Here is a 22,433-nt window from a genome sequence, read left to right as displayed (position 1 = left end):
AGAAGGGATGAATGAAAGTGAAGAAAGTAAGACAGGGATGGAAGGTGAGCCGGCAGATCCTGATGTGGATGCTGGTGATCAGCTTAGTAGTTTCTGCCGTGCCCCTATTACCAGCGCAATCGGCAGTAGCGGCTGAACTGCCGATGCAGATGACAAAAGTAACCACATCTACTGGATTCCAGGATGTGAGTCCCACCGACTGGTTCTATGATGCAGTCGTCCATGTGCAGGAGAAGGGCATATTCAGCGGAACGAACGCGAGTAGCTTCTCTCCTAAGGGGACAATGACACGTGCCATGTATGTAACGGCACTTGGACGGATGGCGGGAGTCGATGCCGGGGCGTACTCCACTTCGAGCTTTGCCGATGTACAGGCGGGCAGCTGGTATGCGCCATATGTCGAATGGGCGGTTAAGAAGGGAATTACCGATGGCACGGGGGATCGGAAATATTCGCCGGATGCTACCGTATCTCGGGAGCAAATGGCGACGATGACGTTGCGGTATTTCGAAAGCGAACAGATCCCTTATCAGACCGAGAATCCGGTCACGACAGAGCCGGGCGATCTCGGGGATGTATCGCCTTGGGCGGCTGACGCGGTCATCAAGTTGTGGCAAGCCGGTGTGTTCACCGGGGACGAAAAGGGGAACTTCAATCCGCGTGCACAAGCGACTCGCGCGGAAGCAGCGGTTCTCTTCATGCGCAACAACGCGGTTGTAGAGGCGTGGAAAAATCAGAATCAAACGCCGGTGACGCCTACTCCAACACCAACACCGACATCGCCGGTGACACCAACAACCGGCGGTAATAGTGGTGGCGGAACGCCTGGAGATAACGGAGGTAACCCAGGCACGGGTTCCACTGCGTATACGCTCACGTTTGAGAGCAACGGAGGCACGGCAGTTGCTGCGCAGACGGTACGAAAAGGCCAGGTGCTAAATAATCTACCTGCTCCAACAAAAGAAGGATATATATTCCAAGGGTGGTTTGCGGATAGTGATCTTTCACTCATCTTCGCAAGCGGCAGCACCCTGAACGCGGATACAAAGTTGTATGCAAAGTATACGGATAGCATAGATCGTGCAGTACAGAGCGTACCAAGCTATTCGGTACTGGATGTCGCGCCGAACTTCACCATTAAGGTGCAGGATTCATCGGGCAGTCTAACGGAATCCCAGGTCAAAGAGGGGATGAACTTCGTGGATACGGCGAATCCCGAATTCGAAGGGGTTACCGTCTCTGGCGGGAACGGAGTTTTCACGGTATCGTCAGCAGCCGAAAACGGCAAGTTCGTTGAAGGTAACACATATCAACTTACGTTGACGGATGACAGCTTGTCCTTCCAAGGCCAAGACGCGACGACAAGTATTTATGTATTTAGCGTTGCTAAACAAGAAGTCATGAATGTTCCACTCAATCCGAATATGATCTACATTCCGTTCACGGATGTCACGGATATGGTGATAAATGGAGCAGATGTCGATTCGCCCGCGATTTCAGTCGTTACTACGACGGTAGGTGGCGAAAATGCACTCGCCGAAGTGAATGCGAGTAGTGGAACGTTCAAGTACACCGGAAGCACTGGCACGGTAATTCAAGTCGGTGATACCGTAGCCATCTATGAGGGAGTTAGTCCCAAACTGCGCACAGTCGAAACGACTGGTGAAGACGATGGTGATGTGGCCTATGTCCAGATCACGGCGGTAGATGGAAGTGTCTACACTTATGATCACGCAGATGCCAATCAAGTGTTGTTCAAGCCGGATGTTCTACCGGTGAGCATAGAAGCAGATAAGGATGGAATTCCCAATAACCATTCCATCACGGTTGAGCACACTGCCATGAACTACAGTGACAGCCTGTACAAGCCCTTTGGTTTGGATGAGCTGACCACTGTTGATGTGGGCGACTTTATTGGTTTTTATGATGGACAATTCGATCAAGAAGGTATTGAGATCATGGGTTATGGACGTATTACGTCGATTACGCCTGAGGCGGAGATGGACGTAATTACGTATGAAGATGCCACCATTGAAGATATTGAAAATGCCTTCAACATCTATCAGAAGCAAGCAATTGACGGCGACGATCTGTTTTCGGAAGAACAGATTGCACAGCTCGAAGAGCAAATTGAGCAGCAAGCGAGAGACAGCGGATTCGTCAATGAAGCCGCGGATTATCTGTCTGACATCGCCATGGAGACGAAGGAAATTCAGGAGATCAAGGCTCAGTCCTCCCTAGCGTCCAGTAAAGGGAGCCGGGTAAGTGTGGAGAATCTGACCGTTTTTGCTTCACTCGGCACGAGGCTGAAGAATATTGACGGCCGAACCTCAGGCGTAAGCGTTACATTACAAGTGGGTGCCGATATTGTTGTCAATATCAATGAAGACAGCGATCTTGTCATCCATATGACGGGTACATTCGTGCAGGAGATGAGCCTGGACCTCGGTATCAATGGGGATATGAAAGGGCACTGGCTGAAAAAGTGGGGGATTCCTTACTGGTACAGCATTGATGATTATGTAATTACGGCGAATCTGGATGCTTATAGCTATACCGGGATGAACATCACGGCAGAGATAGCTCTCGTTGAACACGATAAGTTAAATGATGCACTGAATGACTGGGTGGGCGAGAAGAACGCTGGCAGGTTGGGAAAGGTTCAGAACATTGCGACACAGATTAAAGCGGTAATGGCGGGTGTGCAGGATACTGCCGTAGATGCGGAATCGTTGAAGGAAAAGTATCAAGAGATGTTGGAGCAAGACACGGAGTGGGTTCCGTTAATCAAGAAAGAGCTTTTTGAAAAGAGCGTACGCGTGGCTTTAGGTATTGTGGAAGTCAAATTTGAAGCGGAGTTTGTGGTCAGCGCCCAGGTGAACCTGACGGTGGGGGCAGATTTCTACTATAAGATGGCGAAGCGCTACTCGGTTAGCTTGCGCGTATTGAGTTTCAGTGGTTCGAGCAATACGGTCAGCTTGCCGGGAGACGGAGATTACCAATTTACCTTCTATGTGATGGGGACGATCGGTTTACGAGCTGGTATTCATATGGAGGTCAAAGCGGGGATTGGAAGCGTCAAGTTGAATAGTATCGGGCTTGCTGTAGAACCCGGTGTGTATGTGAATCTTTGGGGCTACTTCTATTATCAATTGAAAAATATTAGCGGGGTGAAGACCACGAAGTCTTTAGGTGCCCTGTTCGTCGAGATTGGGATCTATTTGGAGGTCGAACTCGGCGCTCAATTAGGAGATGGAGCGCTTTCCGGCGGCGTGGAGCTGGTCGATGAAGAGTGGCCACTGTATACGATTGGAGAAGAACAGAACGTCTACGACTTCGCCTATCCACAGGATAAGTCGCTCAAAGTGAACATGGCGGGTTCTGCGTCATCCATCGCTGTACCGGAGTTGTGGGTCACGATGAATACCTTTGATTTGAAGACAGGCGATACGGATGAACAGGCGTATGATCGCTCGAATTTCGATATTCAGGTGGACAATCCAAACTTCAAGTATGACGCAGCAAACGGGATGATTGAAGTGGTGGACAAGAACATTCAGGTGAGTGATGGCAATCTGGTTATCACCTGGAAGGGGGCACCGGCGTCGTTCATGTCCGAGCCACTCAAGCGTACGATTCAGTTAAGCTGGCTTGCCAGAGTGGGTGACTACATCCTTCAGCTGGATCCACAGAACAGCGGAGTGACCCAGGTTGTGGCGGCTCCTTATAACGCGCCAATCAGTGTGGTCACCCCGGTATATCCAGGATACACCTTTGACGGCTGGTATACGGCCGCTTCCGGCGGCACGAAGATCACGATTCCGAACCGAATGGCTGCGGAGGATCGGAAACTGTACGCGCACTGGATTGCGAACAAGAATACGCCGTATACGGTTGAGTATTATGTGCTAGACCCGAACAGCAGAATACAGGCTCCGCCTGTGGATACTGAAAATAGGACTGGAACAACGGACACAGAGATTCGAATCAGCTCCGACAGGTTTAAGGAGCAGGGCTATGCGACCGGAACGGTAAGCGGCGTATTAATCAAGGGAGACGGCTCGACAGTCGTAAGAGTTAATTACTATCCGGAGAATCGAAAGATGACCTTCGTTGGGGGTTATGCCGGTGCGCCCCAAATCTCGCTAACGGAAGCCGTTGGCAAGAACATTGCTGCTCGTATACCTGTGCCGACAAGGCAGGGATATACGTTTGCCGGTTGGTCGCCAGAAGCTCCAAGTACAATGCCGATTGAGGATACTACGTATACAGCGAAGTGGACGGGGAGAGAGGGTACGCCTTATCAGGTCGTGTACTTGCTGCAAAATATCGGAAGTGACACCTATACGGTTGCAGATACGGAATCGTATCGTGGAGTTACGGGTACCGAGGCGAATTTGGCGGATGTCAAGCCGAGATCCTATGATGGCTTCGTGCGGGACGACAGCATTTCGGTACTGACGGATCTAATCACGAGCAACGGCAAAACGGCGTTGAAGGTATATTATAAGCGTGATGTATACCAAATGACGGTTGATTATAACGGTTCTGGGGCAACAAATAAAACGGATAATGTTCCTTTCGGAGCGACGATGCTGTTGCGTCTAGGCACTCCGACATGGCAGGGATATAGCTTTACGGGTTGGTCGCCAACGCCTCCGACCACGATGCCTGCTGAAGATGTCCAGTTTACCGCTCAGTGGGCAATTAACGACTACACTGTAAATTTCGACAGTAACGGTGGGTCCGAAGAAGTGCCGGCTCAGACTGTAGGGTTTGGCGCCACGATTAGTACGCCGACTGAACCGACGAAAGATGGTTATGTATTCGGCGGTTGGTACAGTGATAACACGTTGACGAATGCTTACGACTTCGCTACAGCGGTGACGGCGGATCTCACACTGTATGCGAAGTGGCTGATCCCTTACACGATAAGCTTCGAGAGTAATGAAGGGTCGGTAGTAGATGCCCAAACAGTGAATGAAGGCGTCAAGGCTATGGCTCCTGCCCCTCCGACGAAAGACGGCTATGTGTTTAGCGGCTGGTACAGCGATAGTGAGCTAATGAACGCCTACAATTTCACGACTATGATGGTTACGGGAGACCTGACATTGTACGCGAAGTGGACGGTATATGTACCGATTACCTACACTGTAACTTTCGAGAGTAACGGCGGATCGTTGGTCACAGAACAGACTGTGAATGAAGGTGCCGTGGCTACTGCTCCTGGCGCTCCGATGCTGGAAGGGTATACGTTCGATGGCTGGTATAGCGATAGCGAATTGATGATACCTTATGGTTTCACAGAAGGTGTAATTGCCAATGTGATGCTGTACGGGAAGTGGACAAAGAACAGCTACACAGTGAGCTTCAACAGTAACAACGGATCGTCGGTGAGCAGTCAGTCCGTGAGTGAAGGTGACACGGCAGTAGTTCCTGACGCACCGACCCGTGCAGGGCATGTATTTGAAGGCTGGTATAGCGATGCTGGTCTGAATGAATCTTACAGCTTCATGACACCTGTGATGAATAACCTCACATTGTACGCGAAGTGGACGGCTATATATACGGTCACCTTCAACAGTAACGGCGGATCATCGGTGGATAACCAGAGTATGGAAAACGGCGGCAATGCTACGGAGCCTGCCGTACCGACGAGGGACGGTTACGTGTTTAACGGTTGGTACAGCGACGCCGGACTGAATGAAGCCTACAGCTTCACGACATCGGTGACGGGTAACCTTACGCTGTACGCGAAGTGGACATTTAACAGCCGCACGGTGGACTTTGACAGTAACGGTGGGGCAGCAGTAGGTAGTCAGACGGTGGTTACTGGCGACAAAGCTGTGGCACCTGCTGCGCTGAAGTGGGCAGGGTATCGATTTGAAGGTTGGTACAGCGATCGCGATCTGAAGATCGCCTACGACTTCATGACGCCGGTGACGTCAAACATCACCCTGTACGCGAAGTGGACGATGACATCGTGGCTGCAAGTAGGTGACTTGTTGGATTTGAATAGTAAGTCCAATGTCATCTTCGACAGTCAAGGGACTCCTTACGTGGCTTATATAAAGGACAATTACGAAGTGTTTGTGATGCAATTTAAGGGAGGCAAGTGGCAGTCCTTTGGCAATCAAAGCGATCTTGAAAAAGCGGGAGGATTAGGGAGCTCAGCTATATCGCTCGGAATAGACAGTAAGGACAAGCTTTATGTTGCTTATAAGAATAGCTCAGGTAAAGTAAGCTTTAAGAATTATAATGATGAACATAAGTGGTGGAGACCAGTATCTACTATCTCTGATTTCAGTTGGAATGATGGAAAGACGAGCAGAAAAGTGGATAAAGTTAATGATAGCTTCTTCATTACCTTCGATAAGGATGATAATCCTTTTCTGATGTTTAGAGGTATTTTGGTCGGTAATGCTGCGGAACCGTCAATGCTTATGTCATGGAGTTATCATGAAGGTAGTGGATGGAAACAAGAAGCGAGACTAGAGGCATTCGCAGGTCTAAGAGCCTTCCTCGCACCATTACCAAACAACGGCATGTATTTATTTGCTCCATTCAGGTTAACTGGTACCCCTGTGGCAAAAGGATATAGCTTGGCAGATGGATTATGGAAACAATTGGATGGTAAAGCATATCTAATAACTGCAAATATGGATGCTGCATCCGCGCTTGATCCATCTGGCGTACCTTATATGATCTATCTTAGCAGCTCCAATGGTGTTGAAATGTGGAAATATCCGCACTCGACTCCGTCAGAAGATACGACATGGGAAAAGGTGAACACTTCCGGATTCTCGGTCGGTACATCTCAAGAAGGAAGCATGGATATGGCCTTTGACAGCGAAGGAACGCCTTACGTTGCTTATCGAGATGCAGCAGACGGCAACAGGGTGACTGTGTTGAAATATGAGAACATGGATTGGAGACCCGTAGGGTCTGCCGGATTCTCCGCTGGTGACGTTCTTCAGCTAGACATCACCATAGACAGCACCGATAACATCTATGTGAGTTATAAGGAACAAGGTAAAATGAACGTGATGAAGTTTGATCCTAATTTCAAATAACTTTTATAGATCAACTAGCAGAAGAGCCTACTCCCATCGGAGTAGGCTTTTTTGCATATATTACATAACTCACTATATTTCATGCAGCGTTTGTGTCTCTGGGACGTTATGCACACCCCATTTGCAGATTTCCTCCAGAATGGGCATTAGACTTTTACCTCGGTGGGTTAATCAGTTTTGAACCCTGAAAAAACGGCCTTTCCCGAGATCTAAATTGTAGATGTAGATGCTAATCTTATCTCCAATTTATGTGTTTAGAAATTGGTTCGCCCAAACGTGGCATCACTCTTCACAGTTGCGCTGCTGGCTGCATTTACAGCATCCAACTGCAAAACGTAGTCATAATGCCGGATGTAATATCCGGGCTGACTGTACGATTGAAGGGATACTTTGGTGCTATCAGCCCAACCAGGACTGCTTAGGAACGTAGCATCTCCCTTATAGGCGGCGGTGTTGGCGTAAGCTTCAAGTACAATTTTGTTGCTGGCATTACGCTTCAGAAAGTAGCCTGGGAAGTTAATGGACTCAAGCGAGATTCCTGTGGAGCTGACAAGACCCGGTACGACGCGGAACTGGGAATCCAGAACAGGAGAGACGTTGGCATCCACGCGAGCGGTGTAATTGGCATGGCGGATGTATCGATCCGGAACGTTGTGTGAATTGAACCGGCTGTAACCTGTGGCTTCAGGTGTTGCAGGGCCCAACATTTTGACTTCGTGCAGAGTTGGGGTGTACCAGTTACCCGGATTATTCCACAAGACGGCGTTCACCATATTGATCCGTACATAACGGGCTGTGAAATGCACAGCATCGGTCGTAAAGCCATAGGTCAGATTGTTGGTGCGATCCAAGGTGGAGTAATTGACTCCATCGTTGCTAATTTCAATTTTGTATTTGTAGTACCCTTCGGAACCTTTATACATAAACCAGGACGTGTCGATCTCGGTGATCGTCTTTGGTGCGCCGAAGTCCACCTGCCACCAGGCAGGCCAGCTATTGGAGGAAGCCACCCATGAAGTCTGGTAGTTGCCATCATTGACGTTGGATGCAGACGAGCCGGAGGCTGTGGAGCTGGCGGTAGCTGTTTTGCCTTGTGCATGATTGACGAGAGCAGGCGGTGTTACCGCACCCGTTACTGCGTCGATATTCCACGTTGTATACCACTCCAGTGATGCGGTTCCGTTCGAATCATTCAAGGTTAGCGGCAGCCAGATATGTTTGTGCTCTCCGAGGTTCATCGGATTCCAGCGATCCCCCATGTAGATGTAGGATGTGGTGTTGCTGCCTGTAATCGTGGCAATATCATGAATCTGCGAACCAAAGGCAGATGGATTGCCATATGGCGTAAGCGCAGCCCATGGACCCGTCATGGAAGTTGCTGTAGCATAAGCGCCCTGATTCGGATACCAGCCAGCGGCTTGAGAGGTGAAGAGGTAGTAACGGTTTCCTTTTTTCACAACAGCAGGTGCTTCACGGTAGGCGTTCTCGAACAGCCAGCCCTCGAAGGATTGTATTCCCGTATAACTTGCATTCATTTTAAAAATAGCCATCGTATCATTGGCACCGCCATTTTTGCGTGAAGCAGTAACCAGATAACCTGTGCCATCTGTATCAACAAAGACGGTCATGTCACGGGATTCATAATTCAGCGGGCGGAAGCTTCCCTCATAGGTGAATTTGCCATTCGGGGTATTGCTTGTTGCGACCGCTACACGCCCGAGGTTGTAGTCCGTTCCATTCTCATAGTGTGCCCAGAGCACATACTGGTTGGTTGATGCGTTATAGATGACTTTGGGGCGTTCAATTTTGCTGGAAGCCAGCTCGGTTGCGGAATCTTTCGTCAGAATAGCGTTGCTGAAAGTCCAGTTCTTCAGATCGGTGGAGGTGTAGACGTTCACGCTGTCAAACCTGCCGCCCACCGCATGTTCACCGTACAGATAATACGTAGAGCCTACCTGCAGAATGTTGCCGCTGTTCGCATGGATGGGGTTGCCTGCGGTATCGAGCCAATCGGTACCGTTGGTTATCGCGACACTTGCTGCGCTTGTCCGTTCAGGATGAAGTCCAAACAGGGTGAACGTGAGTGCAAAGACCAGAAACCAGACGGCTTTCCTGTTACCCATTACATACACCTCCCGAAAGATATCAGATAAAATGTAGCGCTTTCATTTATATTGTAGTTGGGTCAGACTCTTTTTCAAGTGAACAATCCATCCATTGCTGAACAAACCTTCATTTCATCGTGGCTGAGCGGTGAGAGCGGAGGAAATGTTCCTAAATATCAAGTACGATGATGTAGAGAGGCTCAGGTGCACACGTTAAAATGAGGATAGACTAATTGTTACAACAGATCTGGAGGGGGAACCATCATGGACAAGTTTATTGTAGATGAAGACCTTCAAGTGATATTGCAAAATGAAGAAGATGGAACCAGCGCTCCGATTAAGGGAGGCATTACTGCTCAGGATTTTGAAGTCATCTCTACTTATCAAAAGGGATGGTTGACCTTCGCCTATCTGCGTGATCATCAGGGAATATGGTGGTTCAATGCCCGCAAGAATAAGGCGAGTTTGTTCAGTCGGGATACGGAAGCTTTTCGTGTGATCGATGAAGATTACTGCTGCGACTCTCAGTATGTCTATCTGGAAGATCAGGCCGTGCCTGACTCCGATCCGAGCAGCTTTCGGCTGTTGCTGGATACGCCTTACTTTGCTCAGGACCAACGTTATTTATATGTAAAGAGCAGCACGCATTTTCATCTATTTGAGGATATTGATACGAACTCTGTGATTGCTCATCACGACTATTGCACCGACAAGGACCATCTGTTCCATCTGTCTAGCTCTCTTCGTTACGCGAATGGGGAAAAGGATGAGGTGAGGGCATGGCTGCAAGAACATCATCCCGACGTACATGGCTGGTGGCATGTGCATTATGCCCGCAGTGGAGAGGGCGCTACGCAGATCACAGGGAATTGGGTTGAGACTGCGTCGTCTATTTTTTATAGAACAGAATGGGGCGGGACGGCTCATCGAGAAGCAAAAGCGGTATTCAACTTTGTTCGTGGAGCGGACAGGTCTACCTTTGAACCGCTGGATGAGCAGTTTGCTCGGGACCGGGAACGTGTTTATTTTCAGTGGCGTACTGTAAAAGGAGCAGACCCGGATACGTTCCAGCCGCTAGGTGGGCCTTTTGGTCGTGATGGCAATCATGTGTATTACAACGGTTACCGTGTAGATGGAGCTGATACTCAGCACTTTGAAACGTATGCCGGGACGGAGCATCTTGGACTTTCCAAGGATCAGCAACATGTGTACCGTGCCGAGGTTGTTCGGACAAGTCAGCCTTTCGGTCATCCAGACGATGTGCTTCAGATCATCAAGGGAGCTGATGCTGCAACGTTTGAGTTAATAACACCTTCCGGCAGTTGGGCGGTGGATGCCAATCGTGTGTATCTATGGGGTAAACCAAATAAACATATCGATCGAGCCAGCTTTACACATCTATTCGATGCTGATCCCCAGAGTTGGGCAATGGATCAGAATGGTCTGTATAATGCCAATGGCAACCGCACGGTAAAGGGTGTGAGCGGTAGTACATTTGTCATGCTGAATCAATATTGGGGTAAAGATGAGCGTGTGGTGTTCAGCTTTGTGACGGGTGGGGTTTATAAGTCGGGAGATGCAGCGACATTTCAGGTTACGGATGATATCGGGGGCGCCGAAGATGCGCTCTTTCGGTATACGGTGGAAGGCGGTACAGTTCGGAAAAAGAAAAGGTAATGAAAACAGGGATGGTAGACTTAGAAAAGAGTCCACTATCCCTGTTTGAATTCCTAGTTGTTTGACCGTGTTTACCAAACTATTTATGACCTTTGCGAACCTTGAGCTGCATCTTTTTGATCGTTGTATTCTGCATGAGCTCCAGTACGAGCGGGCCTTTACCGTTCAGGATCTCCACATCCGTTACATTGTCCTGAATGGTAATGATCCCGATGTCGTCTGCGGTTACCCCTTCAAGCTTGGCGATGGTACCTACAAAGTCTACGGCGCGAAGTTTCTTCTTCTTGCCTCCGTTGAAGTTCAGCTTCATGATCTGTTGGTTCAGCTGTTCACGCTTGTCCTTTTTACGTTCAGGAACGATCTTCAATCTTTTCTCAAAATCTTCTCTGCGGCGATCTACAGCTTCCTCGGAAGGAGCCTTCACGACAGGGATTTCGAATCCGATATAGGATTCAATCTCAGCCAGACGTCTGCCATCTTTCGGTGTAATCAACGTAATGGCTTTACCTGTTTTGCCTGCGCGACCCGTACGGCCTGTACGGTGAACATAGCCCTCTTTTTCCAAAGGAATATCGTAGTTGATGACATGAGTAATATTTGTGATATCAATACCACGTGCGGCTACATCTGTCGCGATCAGATAACGGAATTGTCCCCGTCGGAATGCGTTCATCACTTCGATCCGCTCATCCTGCTCCATACCACCATGGATACGATCTGCTGGGTAGTCCAGGTCAGCCATGACCCGGAACAGTTTATCCACATTCTCCTGCGTACGGCAGAACACAATGCAGCTATCCGGATTTTCCACAATGAACAAGTCCTGAAGCAGTGCGGTTTTGTTCACCTCTGGTACGTTAATCACAGCATGTTCAATCGTGGCTGTTGTCAGTCCACTTGCCTTGATCTCGATCTCTACCGGTTTGTTCATGTATTTGCGTGACAGCTTGGCTACATCTTCAGGGAATGTAGCGGAGAACAACATCGTTACTCGCTCCTGCGGCAGTTTCTGAATGATTGCCTGTACCGTCTCGATAAAGCCCATATTCAGCATCTCATCAGCCTCGTCAATAACGAGATAAGCGATCCGTTCGAGTGGCAGCGTGCCACGTTCGATATGATCCAGAACCCGGCCCGGCGTACCAACAGCCACGTGGGTTCTTTGTTTTAACTCCGCTTTTTGGATATGGAAAGGGGACTGTCCGTATAGTGCGGTTGCTTTAATACGCTTAAAGCGCCCGATATTCGTAATATCTTCATTAACCTGCAAAGCCAGTTCGCGGGTTGGGGTAAGAATCAAAGCCTGTGGCTTATTCTCATTCCAATCCACCAGCTCGCAGAGCGGAATGCCGTAAGCAGCTGTTTTACCACTACCTGTCTGTGATTTGACCACAAGATCCTGATTCTCTAGTGCTACCGGAATAACTTTGGTTTGAACCTCGGTTGGTGTCTCATAGCCCAGACTGTCCAGTGCTTTTACGATCTCTTCACCAAGTCCATAATCTTTAAATTGTTGCTTGCTCATCGTTTACCTCTTTTGCGTTAGTTTTTGTACAATTATTGCACCGTACATTTATCGTATACCTCTTCATTATACTCTATATGCAGGCAGGCTAACGGAGTAAATGCTTCAAGTGTGTAAATTGTTTTCATCATTTCCGATTTTAGTAGCAACCACCCGTTGCTGTTCGTATGTGTATCATAACGTTCCACGTGAAACGAAATGTATCGGCGTATATGCTTGGTGTTAATGAATGACCATCTTCACAGCCTTGGTTTGGGGAGGGTAAGATTGAGCAATAACTCCATTGATCCACACTTCTGCACTTCGACCAACGAGTGTCTCATCCAAAGAGACGGTGACAATCTCTCCTCCGACGATGAGTTCGGCGTCCTTGCTGAGCGAGACCCAAATCGGTCCTGAATCAACACCGCCATCTTCTTTATTCTCGATGAGTACCTGACCTCTTTCTTCCTCAAAATCCGTAATAATTCCTCGCACATGTGGCTTCTCTTTCCCTTGTTCTACGGACTTCTCTGCACATCCAAGGGTTAACAGGAGCATGATGACTGGTAGTAAGGATAACCTTCGTGCAATGGACATTGGGTTGCTCACCTCCTTTTTAATACATCTATAAGTATGGACGGTCTTAGAGACAACAAAGTTCCTTTACATCAATGGAATAAAGAACAAAAATCACTCCATTGAGGCTGGAACTGAAAAATGGGATATGGTAGCATATGGGTACCCGTAAAAAAGCTATAGGATAATCAATCGTATATTACACGTATGTCGCTAGTCATGAAAGAATTTTTATAATAGTGGTACTTTTATATACTACGTATTACCCGGCCGGAGCGAGTACAACCGAAATTTTAATGGACTGCACAGACATGGATGTCTGTGTTTTATTTTTTTATCAGGAAAAGGGGGATAAGATATGCCGCGAGTCAAGATGACATGTTGGTTGTTAAGTATCGTACTGGCTCTGGTCAGCCTATCCGGGTGCTCGTCCCCTTTTTACGAATCGTTTAATGCCGCAGGGAGCAGGTTATCCTTTGATCGAATGAAGGAACTCCGCAAGGAATATCCGCTATCCACTGGCGTCCCCGCGACGATTAACATGAGAGAAGTTAGCTTCAATGAGGTCATGGCGTTTGGGGATGGGGTTGTTGTGGCGGAGGTCGTGAAGGTGTTGCCGAGTTTTCGTGTGGAGCTTTCGACTAAACCTGGTACGCCTGAACGAAAGATGGCTGATAAGGATAGGGCTAATGGAATCACATCCTACCAACCTGAATTCATCTCTTATCAGGTGAAGGTAAATGAAGTAGTAACAGGAGATGATGTACCCGAGGATACTTTTTTATTTTACAACGCTGACTTCGCAGGTGTGGAGCCTGAACTTAAACCAGGTATGAAGATTATCGCTGTAGTCAAAAAGGGGACGACCGGAGAACAGCAGGGAGGATATTCATTCACTCGCTACGGCACGTACTATATTGTCGATGATGACTACGTACTTGCCGCCTACGAGGGGGAATCGGAGGAATTGCGTGATTTTATGGAACAAACGAATGGCATCCAGCTGGACGCTTTTATGGATAAAATCAAGAACCAACCACAAGGCTAAATGACTTCATTCCCCTAGAGCAGTAGAGGAAGGGCCATACGCATAACCATTCGTTTAACATAACAAAGGGCGATCCTGACCATGATATTCATGGGAGAATCGCCCTTTTTCTTTTTCGTTAAGCGTAGTGCGTAACGATTTTACTTATTTCAAAATACTCACATATTTCCCGTATACAAATGCTACACGTCCATCCAGCTTCACTTTTACCCAGCCATATTTGTCTGTACTGATCACCTCAAGCAGGGTGCCCTTTGGTACCGCAGCAACGACCTTCGCTTTGGATGAAGCGCCAGCGCGTACGTTCAGGTAAGCCGCAGTAACCTTGGCTTGTTTGCCTTTGATGACAGTTCCCGGTTTACCAGTGCTTGGTGTGGATGGTTTACCAGGTTTCGGCGTGCCTGGAGTTGGTGTTGGTTTTGGTACTGTTGGCGTTGTCGGCTTCTCAGGTGTAGGAGTAGTTGCTCCCTCGCCATTGCCTGACGATTTGCGAGCTTTGTTCAGCTGTTGATAGAACGCTCCCTTGGTTTTCACGCCTGCAAATTGTGCTGCATTCACACCTGCTTTGGCAGATAATGTATCAATCTCTTCTTGAGTCACTGCATCTAAAATGTTAATGGAGGCAATGTTGGTGTACTTGCCATCTTCCGTTGTTGGCACAGACATGATGCCATCGTTAACTAACTCCACCACATCTACACGTTCCGGTGCAGTCAGGTCTACGCCAGTGATTTTCCAGTTGTGTTGAATCTTCGGTTCGTAGACACCTTTCATGACATCTTTCAGATAGGCGATGGACAGGTTGCGAATCGTGCCTTGAATCTCACCAAATGCCGAGGCGTCCTTGGAGGACCAGAGTTGCTTGAACTTACGCCCTTCCATGGCACCACCTTTGGCAATCAGCGCTTCCATTCGATAGGCGTTCATGCCAAGTTTCAGCGTATCATCTTCTTTGACCACTGACCCATTGCTGTACTTGAGATTTGTAATCCGATTACCGTATGGTTTGGTCAGGTCAATCTCATACGTTACGCCGCCGAAGAAATCATCGGTGCTGTATTTGGAAGCACGTCGTTTCGGATCAAAGCTGACGGTCACATCACCCGGGCGTGTGGAGTTGAAGTACCCCGCAGACCACTCCATATAATCCATTAGATCGCGTCCGGTTACTTCATATACGGTCACTTCACCAAAGGTGTATTGGTAGTTGAATGCAATATCCTTTTTCTTAATCGGGCCTACATCCAGCTTGGCTTTGTCGTTATCAATCTGATGCGCGACCACATCGGCATCACTGTAATGCAACATCACTTCGGTGAAAAAATCAGACAAAGGTGTTTCCTGGATCTGCACCGCAGGGATACCCTTAATCTCATCAGCAGGGACCAGGTTCGTTCCTTTCAGTTCAGCCACTTCGATGTTGGCATCGGCACGAGCGAACTCGTGGAACGGGTGCAAAGTCTCTTCCAGCGCAGGATCGGAGACTTCATACGTTCCGTCTGCTGCTTTTACAGCGAGTGCTTGAGCTTCCTTGCTTTTCAGCACAACTTTGTCGCCGTCTTTTTCAAATGTAAGGTCAATTCGAGAGATATGTGAGCCATATTTATTCGGTTCGGAGATCAATACGCCGTTAACCGTTTGGGATTCAATCAAAGTATGCATGTGTCCGGCAAAAATGGCAGCCAGCTCCGGGTTGGCATTGGCGATATCCGTCACTCCGGTTCCCGGATTACCGTTCTCGTTGTCCAATCCCATATGCATGAGTCCAACCATGACATCGACTTTGCCTTTCAGCTCAGCAATGGCCTTTTTGGTCTCTTCCACAGGATCTTTGACGATGATGCCGTCCAGGTGATCCGTCCCTTTCTCAAACTCGGTAATCATAGGTGTGTTCATTCCGATAACACCCACTTTGATTCCGTCTTTCTCGATAATCGTATAGGCAGGCATGTAGCGGTCGCCGTTTTCTTTGAAAATGTTACCCACGAGAGGCTGTCCATTGAATTGGGAAGAGATTTTCTCCAGTACGTCCAGTCCAAAGTTAAACTCATGGTTACCCATAACCCATGCGTCATATTTCATTTCGTTCATTGCAACCATCATGGGAGATTGAGGTTGATCATTAAACAACTCAGCCGAGTTATCCTGAATCATGTCTCCTGCATCCAGCAGGATCGTATTGGGATTCTCCGCACGGACTTTTTTCACAATGGTGTAGAGCTGTGTCATGCTACCGGCTGGGTTTGGACCGTCCAGAGCATAGTCCCACGGCATGAATCGACCATGTATATCCGATGTACCCAGCAACGTAATCTTGGTCTCCTTGTCTGCCTCAGCAGCCTGAACCGGAGTGGAAGCAAAAGGGGCGAACAAAATGGAGGCACATAAGAGGAAAGATAAAGGCCATCCGGCGAAACGTTTCGTTGAAATTTTGCGCATGTTGTAATCTCCCTTGTTATCTAGTGTGTGTAAAGATATGTATCATTTCATACTAGATAAACATGTGGTGAATGTAAACTCCAATGTAAGAGTTATGTTGGATTTAAGTGAGTGAATCTATAAATAACTTCAGAAAAAGCATTTAAATCTATTTTTTTACAATAAAATACTATAATTTGACAGGTGTTAAAAACCAAAATTATCCAGTAAAATGATGTTTGTAAGCGCTTTACAAAAAAGAATACTAAGGAGGAAAATCATTGATTAAGTCTAAGTGGTTCAAAACAGTCGGCTCACTGGCATTGGTAGGGATTCTCGCTGCTTCTGTTGCGGTTGGTAGTGTGAGCGCTGGTCTGGCGAAAGGTAGCAAATTTCTGGGCAATATTATTGCCAACCAGGTTCCTTCGAATTTTAGTCCATATTGGAATCAGGTAACTCCGGAGAACTCAACCAAGTGGGATGCTGTTGAAGGCACACGCAACGTAATGAATTGGGGCCAGGCGGACATGGCCTACAACTATGCTAACAACAACGGATTTCCGTTCAAGTTCCATACGCTCGTATGGGGAAATCAACAGCCAAATTGGATTAACAGTCTCTCAGCCGCAGATCAGAAGGCTGAAGTGACACAATGGATTAAAGCCGCAGGACAACGGTATTCGAAGTCTGCCTTCGTTGATGTGGTGAATGAACCTCTGCATGCGAAACCATCCTATCGCAATGCCATTGGTGGAGATGGGGCAACGGGTTGGGATTGGGTTATCTGGTCATTCCAACAGGCGAGACAAGCCTTCCCTAACTCCAAATTGTTAATTAATGAATATGGTATTATCGGTGATCCTGCTAAAGCGGACCAATATATCCAGATTATCAACCTTTTGAAAAACAGAGGTCTAGTTGATGGTATTGGAATCCAGGCGCATTACTTCAATATGGACAACGTTTCTGTGAACACAATGAACACGGTACTGAACAAGCTTGCGGCTACAGGGCTACCAATCTATGTATCCGAGCTGGATATGACAGGTGACGATAATACACAATTGCAACGTTATCAGCAGAAATTCCCTGTGCTGTGGAAACACTCTGCTGTTAAAGGTGTGACGCTGTGGGGTTACAACCAGAATCAAACCTGGCAGGCTGGCTCTCACTTGGTCAATAGCAACGGTACAGAACGTCCGGCTATGCAATGGCTGAGAAATTACCTGGCGAACAATCCTTAAGCGTGCGTTTTGACGAGTCGGAGCATCCTTTGTAAATCCGGTAATCATATAACACCAAATAGCGCCTGTTCCACATGTTAAGCATGGGAACATGGCGCTTTTTGTGTTAATGCTTTGTCTCAACAGTGTTCGGCAATTTATGGTGCAGGGAAACATTTAATTTTAATCCAAATCAAGACAAAAGCGATCAGCGCAAATATCATTCCGCTCCAGATCAGTTGATGTATTCCCAGGTTTGCGATGAACCATCCGCCGATAGCAGTACCCAGGGTAATACCGAGGTTGGAAAAGGATACATACAAGCTGTTGCCGAATTCAGGCGCGTCCTGCGCTTCAGCGGTTAACCAGGTTTGGCTTACAATTAATCCTCCTGAATGCACGGATGCCCAGAGGATGACTACAATAACCATCCACATGAAGTGGGGACCGACCCAATAGACGAGTGCGTAAGCTGCTACATACAGAAGGGGGAACATGAGGACAGTGCGGACCACGCTCTTACGCAGAAACTGTCCAAACCCCAAATTTCCGATGATCATGACGACACCAAAGACGGTCAGCATGACACTGATCCATGATCCGCTCATGTGGGTGACCTGTCCAAGATACTCGGCGAAATAGCTGTACACGGAGAACATGGCGGCGAATATAAAAATGACTGCGGCAACATTCAGCCATAATCCAGGTTTGCGCAGAATACCGAGCTGCTTGCCATAGGACATCTTTTCCTTCACGGGCATCGAGGGTAGCCAGATCCATATGCCGATCAAAGCGACCACACTGACCATCGCTCCAAACAGGAAGGCGATTTCGAGGGATAGGCGTTCAGCAAGATACGATGTGAGTGGCACGCCCAAGGCAAAGCCCGCGGTAACTCCGGTGAATACTTTGGCGACGGCCTGACTGCTTTTCTCTGCCGGAACAAGTTGGGCACTGGTGACCAGGGCTACGGAAAAGAAGACGGGATGGAATAACGCGGGAATGATACGGAAGATAAGCATGGTATCAAATGTTGTGGCGTAGGCATAGACCACGTTTGAAATGGCAAACATCAGCACAGCGGCTAAAAGGATAATTTTGCGATTCATCCCGGATGCCAGCAAGGTGAGAAAAGGGCCCGCAATGGCTACGACTAGCGCAAATATACTGACCAGCCAACCTGCCTGTGCAGCCGTAATGTTGAATTTATTCGCAACCTGAGGCAGTACCCCCACAATTCCCATTTCTGTTGTAATAATCCCGAATACCCCGAGTGCCAGAATCAGGATAAGGAGTGGATTGACCTGTTGTGATTTCATGCAAAGCGTACCTCCAATAAATTTAAATATACAGAAAAGTAGATATATTGTGTCGAAATGAGCCTGCCTTGCCTCCTATAATATGATGGACATGAGAGTAAGTTCTCTGGATTACATTATATCTATATTTATAGATTTGTAAATATAAAAGGTGAAACGTCATTTCTTTAAGTTGTCTTCGGTTTGTGTTCTACAGTAGCAATAATGGTGACATTAGGCATTGAATGGCCCATGAAAAATAGCGCCGGCCCGGGGAATCCTTGGGGCCTGACGCTATTGATGTTCGCGTTTTTAACGATGTGTTGGATTAGTTATTTCGGATGAATAACCATGCTGTTGAATGAATCGGCTTCCAGCTCCATGTGTAGGGTCTGTCCTTCTTCAAGGGTTAGATACAGGTCACGACGGTCCTGGAATGGATTGTTGATGACAATAATGAGACTGTTATCCGGGTTGCGAAAAGCAACGGATTTCCCGCTCCACGCGCCTGACAGACCGACTCTTCGAGCACCAGGAACAATATGATGCGCGAAGTGTTTCATCACATAATACTCCGGGTTACGAGTAACCTCCTTATTGTCTGGATCTATCGTAATCATGGAGTTCTGCTCCCAGCCCCATGTGCTGCGGCCTTTGGGTTCCAGAACCATGTTCCAGTAGATGTACGCGTTCACTCCGTTGCTGAAGTAGTGCTGATAGAGATTATATACATACTTGGCATAGTTCCATGAGTTGTTGCCATCACCGCATTCGTTCTCGGTCTGCATATAACGCAGCTCCGGATAACTCGCCGAGGTACGTTGAATCGCATTTTTGCCTGCCCACTGATATCCAACACCTTTGATATAGGAATAGGCCTTTGCATCACTCAGGACAAGCCCGGCGTACTCATCGAAGTCATTCGTTTTTTTCTTGATTAATTCCTCCCATGGATCAGGGGCGTTGATCGTTCCCAGCCAGATCTCCGTATCCAGACCGTGTTGGTCAAAAGCCGGGCCCAGATAATCGCCGATAAACTCACGAAGCTGCTCGCCTGTCCACATGCAAGAAGGAAATTTCTGATCTGCAATCACTTCGTTCTGCACATGCACCTGATGGATCGTAATGCCTGCGTCACGGTAAGCCTGTACAAACTTTACGAAATACAGGGCGTAGGCCTCCAGAATATCTTTCTCCCAGCGCAGTGTCCCATAGTTATAGGCTTTGGGCGACTTCATCCACGTTGGCGGACTCCATGGCGAGGCGAAGAATTGCAGGTTCGGGTTATAAGTCAGAGCTTCCTTGATGTAAGGAATCAGATATTTGAAATCACGTTTGATCGAAAAATGTTCCATGGCCACGTCGCCGTCCACCTCGTTGTGGCTGTACCACTGCTCTGCATAATCACTTGCGCCGATCGGCAGGCGACAGATGTTAAACTTGTGCTCGCCCTCGGGATGGAAAAGAGAGTGAAATACCTCATGGCGCTGCTCCTCATTCAAATGGGACAGAGCCATATAACCAAGCTCGTTGAAACATCCGCCAAACCCTTCCACAAGTTGGTGCTGTTCACCCGTGAGTTTTAGGTTAGCGCTTTCATTAGTTGGCACAAAAGATAGCTCTCTCCACGGGCTGTCTTGGGTTGTGGAATAACCAGTGAGCGTGAATGTCATGTGAATTTCCTCCTCGCTTGAACCTCAGTTGTCATATATATTACGTTCAGTATAACAACTCCCACGGCAAAAGAAGATATGCTAAACCGTGTGAAATTTACCCTAATCGAAGATGGAGTATTACGAGTTCGTATTCGCATAGACAGATCGTATGCTGTATTTGCTTGTGATCGGCGATGTCCATATACCATTATCCAATGTCTTAACACAACTGTCATAACACAACAAAATCCCCGCTGATTATTCAGACGGGGACTTGCGCTATGTTTCTCATATTCTCTTATGGCTGTAAATGAACGTGAGACACAACTTAAGGCTGTACACTCTCACCAAGCTGTTTATTTTCAAAAATCAGAATCGTTTTGCTGCTTCCGATGTAACCAACAGAGGTATTGAATTGCTCCGAGATGAAGCGAACCGGTACAAAAGCTTTACCATCTTTCATCAGAAGAGGAGCATCATTGATCGCAAGTGTATCATTCACGACAACTTGTTTGTTGCCCACGCTCCAGCGGATGGTCTTATCATTCTGTGTGATCACAGCTTCGCGCGTACCGCTGTTCCAGTTCACACGGGCATCTAACTGCTCCGAGACAAAACGCAGAGGCACATAGGTCCGCCCTTCATCGATAAAAGGTGCAGCATCCAGTGCGTAAGCACGATCCCCAACATAGGCGGTGGTAGACCCTTCGATTAGACGCTGAAAGCTGCCCTGGGGCGTTCGTTTCTGCTCCCGCACATTCATCCGATTCAGAAGTTGCATTGTATGACTGCCACTCACAACATCCAGATAATTGTTCTGCACCGTGAGTCCGGCAGGCTCAACCTCTGAGACAGACGTCTGAATACCCGAGGATAACGAGGTAGACGCCGAGATATCCTGTATAACATTTGTCGCTGACTGATCACGGGTAAACGTAAAACCTGCGATCGGTGTCAGATCCCACACCCGGTTGTTGGATAATTTCAACACGTCCAGGCTGGAAAGCTGCCGTAAAGGTTCCAGATCATAGATCTGATTGGACTCTGCATTCAGCTCTGTCAGCCCAGTCAGTTCCTCAAGCCCCTTGAGATGCTGTACTTGGTTACCAGAGATATCAAGTGTCCGAAGGCGTGTCATATGCTCCAGTGGTGTCAGATCCGTGATTTGATTACCTGCCACATTCAGATTCCGCAGTGTATTTGGCAATTCAGCCAGTACGTCCAGCGTCTGAACCTGGTTGTTTGCTACATTGAGTTGTTGGAGCCGGGTTTTACCCATGAGCGGTGTCAGATCGTTAATCGTATTGTTCGAGATCTCAAGCCACTTCAGTGCATCCGCATCCGAGAGGGCCGCAAGACTGGCAATCTGGTTACCACTGGCGTGGAACGTATGTAATCGGTTGAACCCACGTACAACCTCTATGGAAGAAATGGAATTGTTGCTGATATACAGCCGTCCCAAGTCTTTTAATTCAGTAAGTGCATCTATGGATGTAATGTAATTATTGCGAACATCGATCTCGCGAAGCTGGGTTAGGTGCGCCAGCGGTGTGAGATCCTCAATCTCATTCCCATATAATCGGAGGTGAGTCAGATTGGTTGCATATTCGAGACCGGACAGGCTGTGAATACCTGCATTGCTCAGATCCACCACCTCAAGCTGCTCCAGATCCGTTGAAGTTAATGGCATATCCAGAGGTTTGTTCAGGATTAACTTCAGTCCGTCCTCCAAAGCGGGATCTTCAATGATTCCCTCGCCCAAGTCCGTAGTTGTGTAAGCCATGGCTTGCCCCGATGCCCCGAGACTAAGGATGAATACTAGAAATAATAGCGTCATTCTTCTCATTGCATGC

The 22,433-nt window shown here is 47.9% G+C and carries 11 protein-coding genes; 4 read left to right on the top strand and 7 right to left on the bottom strand.

The genetic code is table 11. The features are described from left to right. Positions 1-11 precede the first annotated feature (11 nt). On the top strand, positions 12-7,073 hold the full coding sequence (locus MKY95_RS32420; RefSeq protein WP_339196147.1) for an InlB B-repeat-containing protein: 7,062 nt from the start codon (positions 12-14) through the stop codon (positions 7,071-7,073). 254 nt (positions 7,074-7,327) lie between these two features. Here the strand turns inward: MKY95_RS32420 and MKY95_RS32415 are convergent, their stop codons facing one another. Next, the gene (locus tag MKY95_RS32415) at positions 7,328-9,196 is read right to left on the bottom strand and encodes an AbfB domain-containing protein (protein ID WP_036611719.1); all 1,869 of its coding nucleotides are present in this window, start codon (positions 9,194-9,196) and stop codon (positions 7,328-7,330) included. A gap of 246 nt (positions 9,197-9,442) precedes the next feature. Between MKY95_RS32415 and MKY95_RS32410 the strand changes: the two genes are divergently transcribed. Then, positions 9,443-10,855 (top strand): DKNYY domain-containing protein, encoded by a 1,413-nt coding sequence (locus tag MKY95_RS32410; protein ID WP_036611717.1) that lies wholly within the window; start codon positions 9,443-9,445, stop codon positions 10,853-10,855. A 79-nt stretch (positions 10,856-10,934) separates the two neighbouring features. Here MKY95_RS32410 and MKY95_RS32405 read toward each other — a convergent pair whose 3' ends face one another. Further along, the gene (locus tag MKY95_RS32405; RefSeq protein WP_036611715.1) at positions 10,935-12,380 is read right to left on the bottom strand and encodes a DEAD/DEAH box helicase; all 1,446 of its coding nucleotides are present in this window, start codon (positions 12,378-12,380) and stop codon (positions 10,935-10,937) included. Between the two features lie 222 nt (positions 12,381-12,602). Continuing rightward, positions 12,603-12,959, bottom strand: a complete 357-nt coding sequence (locus tag MKY95_RS32400) for a hypothetical protein (RefSeq protein WP_339196144.1) — start codon at positions 12,957-12,959, stop codon at positions 12,603-12,605. A 337-nt stretch (positions 12,960-13,296) separates the two neighbouring features. On the opposite strand from MKY95_RS32400, the gene MKY95_RS32395 reads away from it, so the two are divergent. Then, positions 13,297-13,986 carry a hypothetical protein gene (locus MKY95_RS32395; protein ID WP_339196142.1) on the top strand — a complete coding sequence of 230 codons (690 nt, stop codon included), beginning with the start codon at positions 13,297-13,299 and terminating at the stop codon, positions 13,984-13,986. A 144-nt stretch (positions 13,987-14,130) separates the two neighbouring features. Here MKY95_RS32395 and MKY95_RS32390 read toward each other — a convergent pair whose 3' ends face one another. Continuing rightward, on the bottom strand, positions 14,131-16,425 hold the full coding sequence (locus MKY95_RS32390) for a 5'-nucleotidase C-terminal domain-containing protein (protein ID WP_339196140.1): 2,295 nt from the start codon (positions 16,423-16,425) through the stop codon (positions 14,131-14,133). Positions 16,426-16,685: 260 nt separating this feature from the next. Between MKY95_RS32390 and MKY95_RS32385 the strand changes: the two genes are divergently transcribed. Beyond that, positions 16,686-17,648 (top strand): endo-1,4-beta-xylanase, encoded by a 963-nt coding sequence (locus tag MKY95_RS32385; RefSeq protein WP_036611704.1) that lies wholly within the window; start codon positions 16,686-16,688, stop codon positions 17,646-17,648. Positions 17,649-17,785: 137 nt separating this feature from the next. Here the strand turns inward: MKY95_RS32385 and MKY95_RS32380 are convergent, their stop codons facing one another. The 3 genes from MKY95_RS32380 to MKY95_RS32370 all read right to left on the bottom strand — a co-directional run bounded on the left by MKY95_RS32380 (position 17,786) and on the right by MKY95_RS32370 (position 22,426). Continuing rightward, on the bottom strand, positions 17,786-18,946 hold the full coding sequence (locus MKY95_RS32380; protein WP_339196137.1) for an MFS transporter: 1,161 nt from the start codon (positions 18,944-18,946) through the stop codon (positions 17,786-17,788). 311 nt (positions 18,947-19,257) lie between these two features. Next, entirely contained in the window at positions 19,258-20,598 is a 1,341-nt protein-coding gene (locus MKY95_RS32375) for a glycoside hydrolase family 30 protein (protein WP_036611696.1), read from the bottom strand. A 310-nt stretch (positions 20,599-20,908) separates the two neighbouring features. Beyond that, positions 20,909-22,426 (bottom strand): leucine-rich repeat domain-containing protein, encoded by a 1,518-nt coding sequence (locus MKY95_RS32370; RefSeq protein ID WP_051447233.1) that lies wholly within the window; start codon positions 22,424-22,426, stop codon positions 20,909-20,911. Positions 22,427-22,433: the final 7 nt, after the last annotated feature.

Origin of the sequence: Paenibacillus sp. FSL P4-0176 (assembly GCF_037975265.1) — a bacterium.
GTDB lineage: Bacteria > Bacillota > Bacilli > Paenibacillales > Paenibacillaceae > Paenibacillus > Paenibacillus amylolyticus.
This window is presented reverse-complemented; position numbering and strand designations above follow the sequence as displayed.

What these genes read in the sequence shown, in the direction of transcription:
- MKY95_RS32420 (WP_339196147.1), top strand. Translation starts at nt 12, where the DNA reads ATGAAAGTGAAGAAAGTAAGACAGGGATGGAAGGTGAGCCGGCAGATC.
- MKY95_RS32415 (WP_036611719.1), bottom strand. Translation starts at nt 9,196, where the DNA reads ATGGGTAACAGGAAAGCCGTCTGGTTTCTGGTCTTTGCACTCACGTTC.
- MKY95_RS32410 (WP_036611717.1), top strand. Translation starts at nt 9,443, where the DNA reads ATGGACAAGTTTATTGTAGATGAAGACCTTCAAGTGATATTGCAAAAT.
- MKY95_RS32405 (WP_036611715.1), bottom strand. Translation starts at nt 12,380, where the DNA reads ATGAGCAAGCAACAATTTAAAGATTATGGACTTGGTGAAGAGATCGTA.
- MKY95_RS32400 (WP_339196144.1), bottom strand. Translation starts at nt 12,959, where the DNA reads ATGTCCATTGCACGAAGGTTATCCTTACTACCAGTCATCATGCTCCTG.
- MKY95_RS32395 (WP_339196142.1), top strand. Translation starts at nt 13,297, where the DNA reads ATGCCGCGAGTCAAGATGACATGTTGGTTGTTAAGTATCGTACTGGCT.
- MKY95_RS32390 (WP_339196140.1), bottom strand. Translation starts at nt 16,425, where the DNA reads ATGCGCAAAATTTCAACGAAACGTTTCGCCGGATGGCCTTTATCTTTC.
- MKY95_RS32380 (WP_339196137.1), bottom strand. Translation starts at nt 18,946, where the DNA reads ATGAAATCACAACAGGTCAATCCACTCCTTATCCTGATTCTGGCACTC.
- MKY95_RS32375 (WP_036611696.1), bottom strand. Translation starts at nt 20,598, where the DNA reads ATGACATTCACGCTCACTGGTTATTCCACAACCCAAGACAGCCCGTGG.
- MKY95_RS32370 (WP_051447233.1), bottom strand. Translation starts at nt 22,426, where the DNA reads ATGAGAAGAATGACGCTATTATTTCTAGTATTCATCCTTAGTCTCGGG.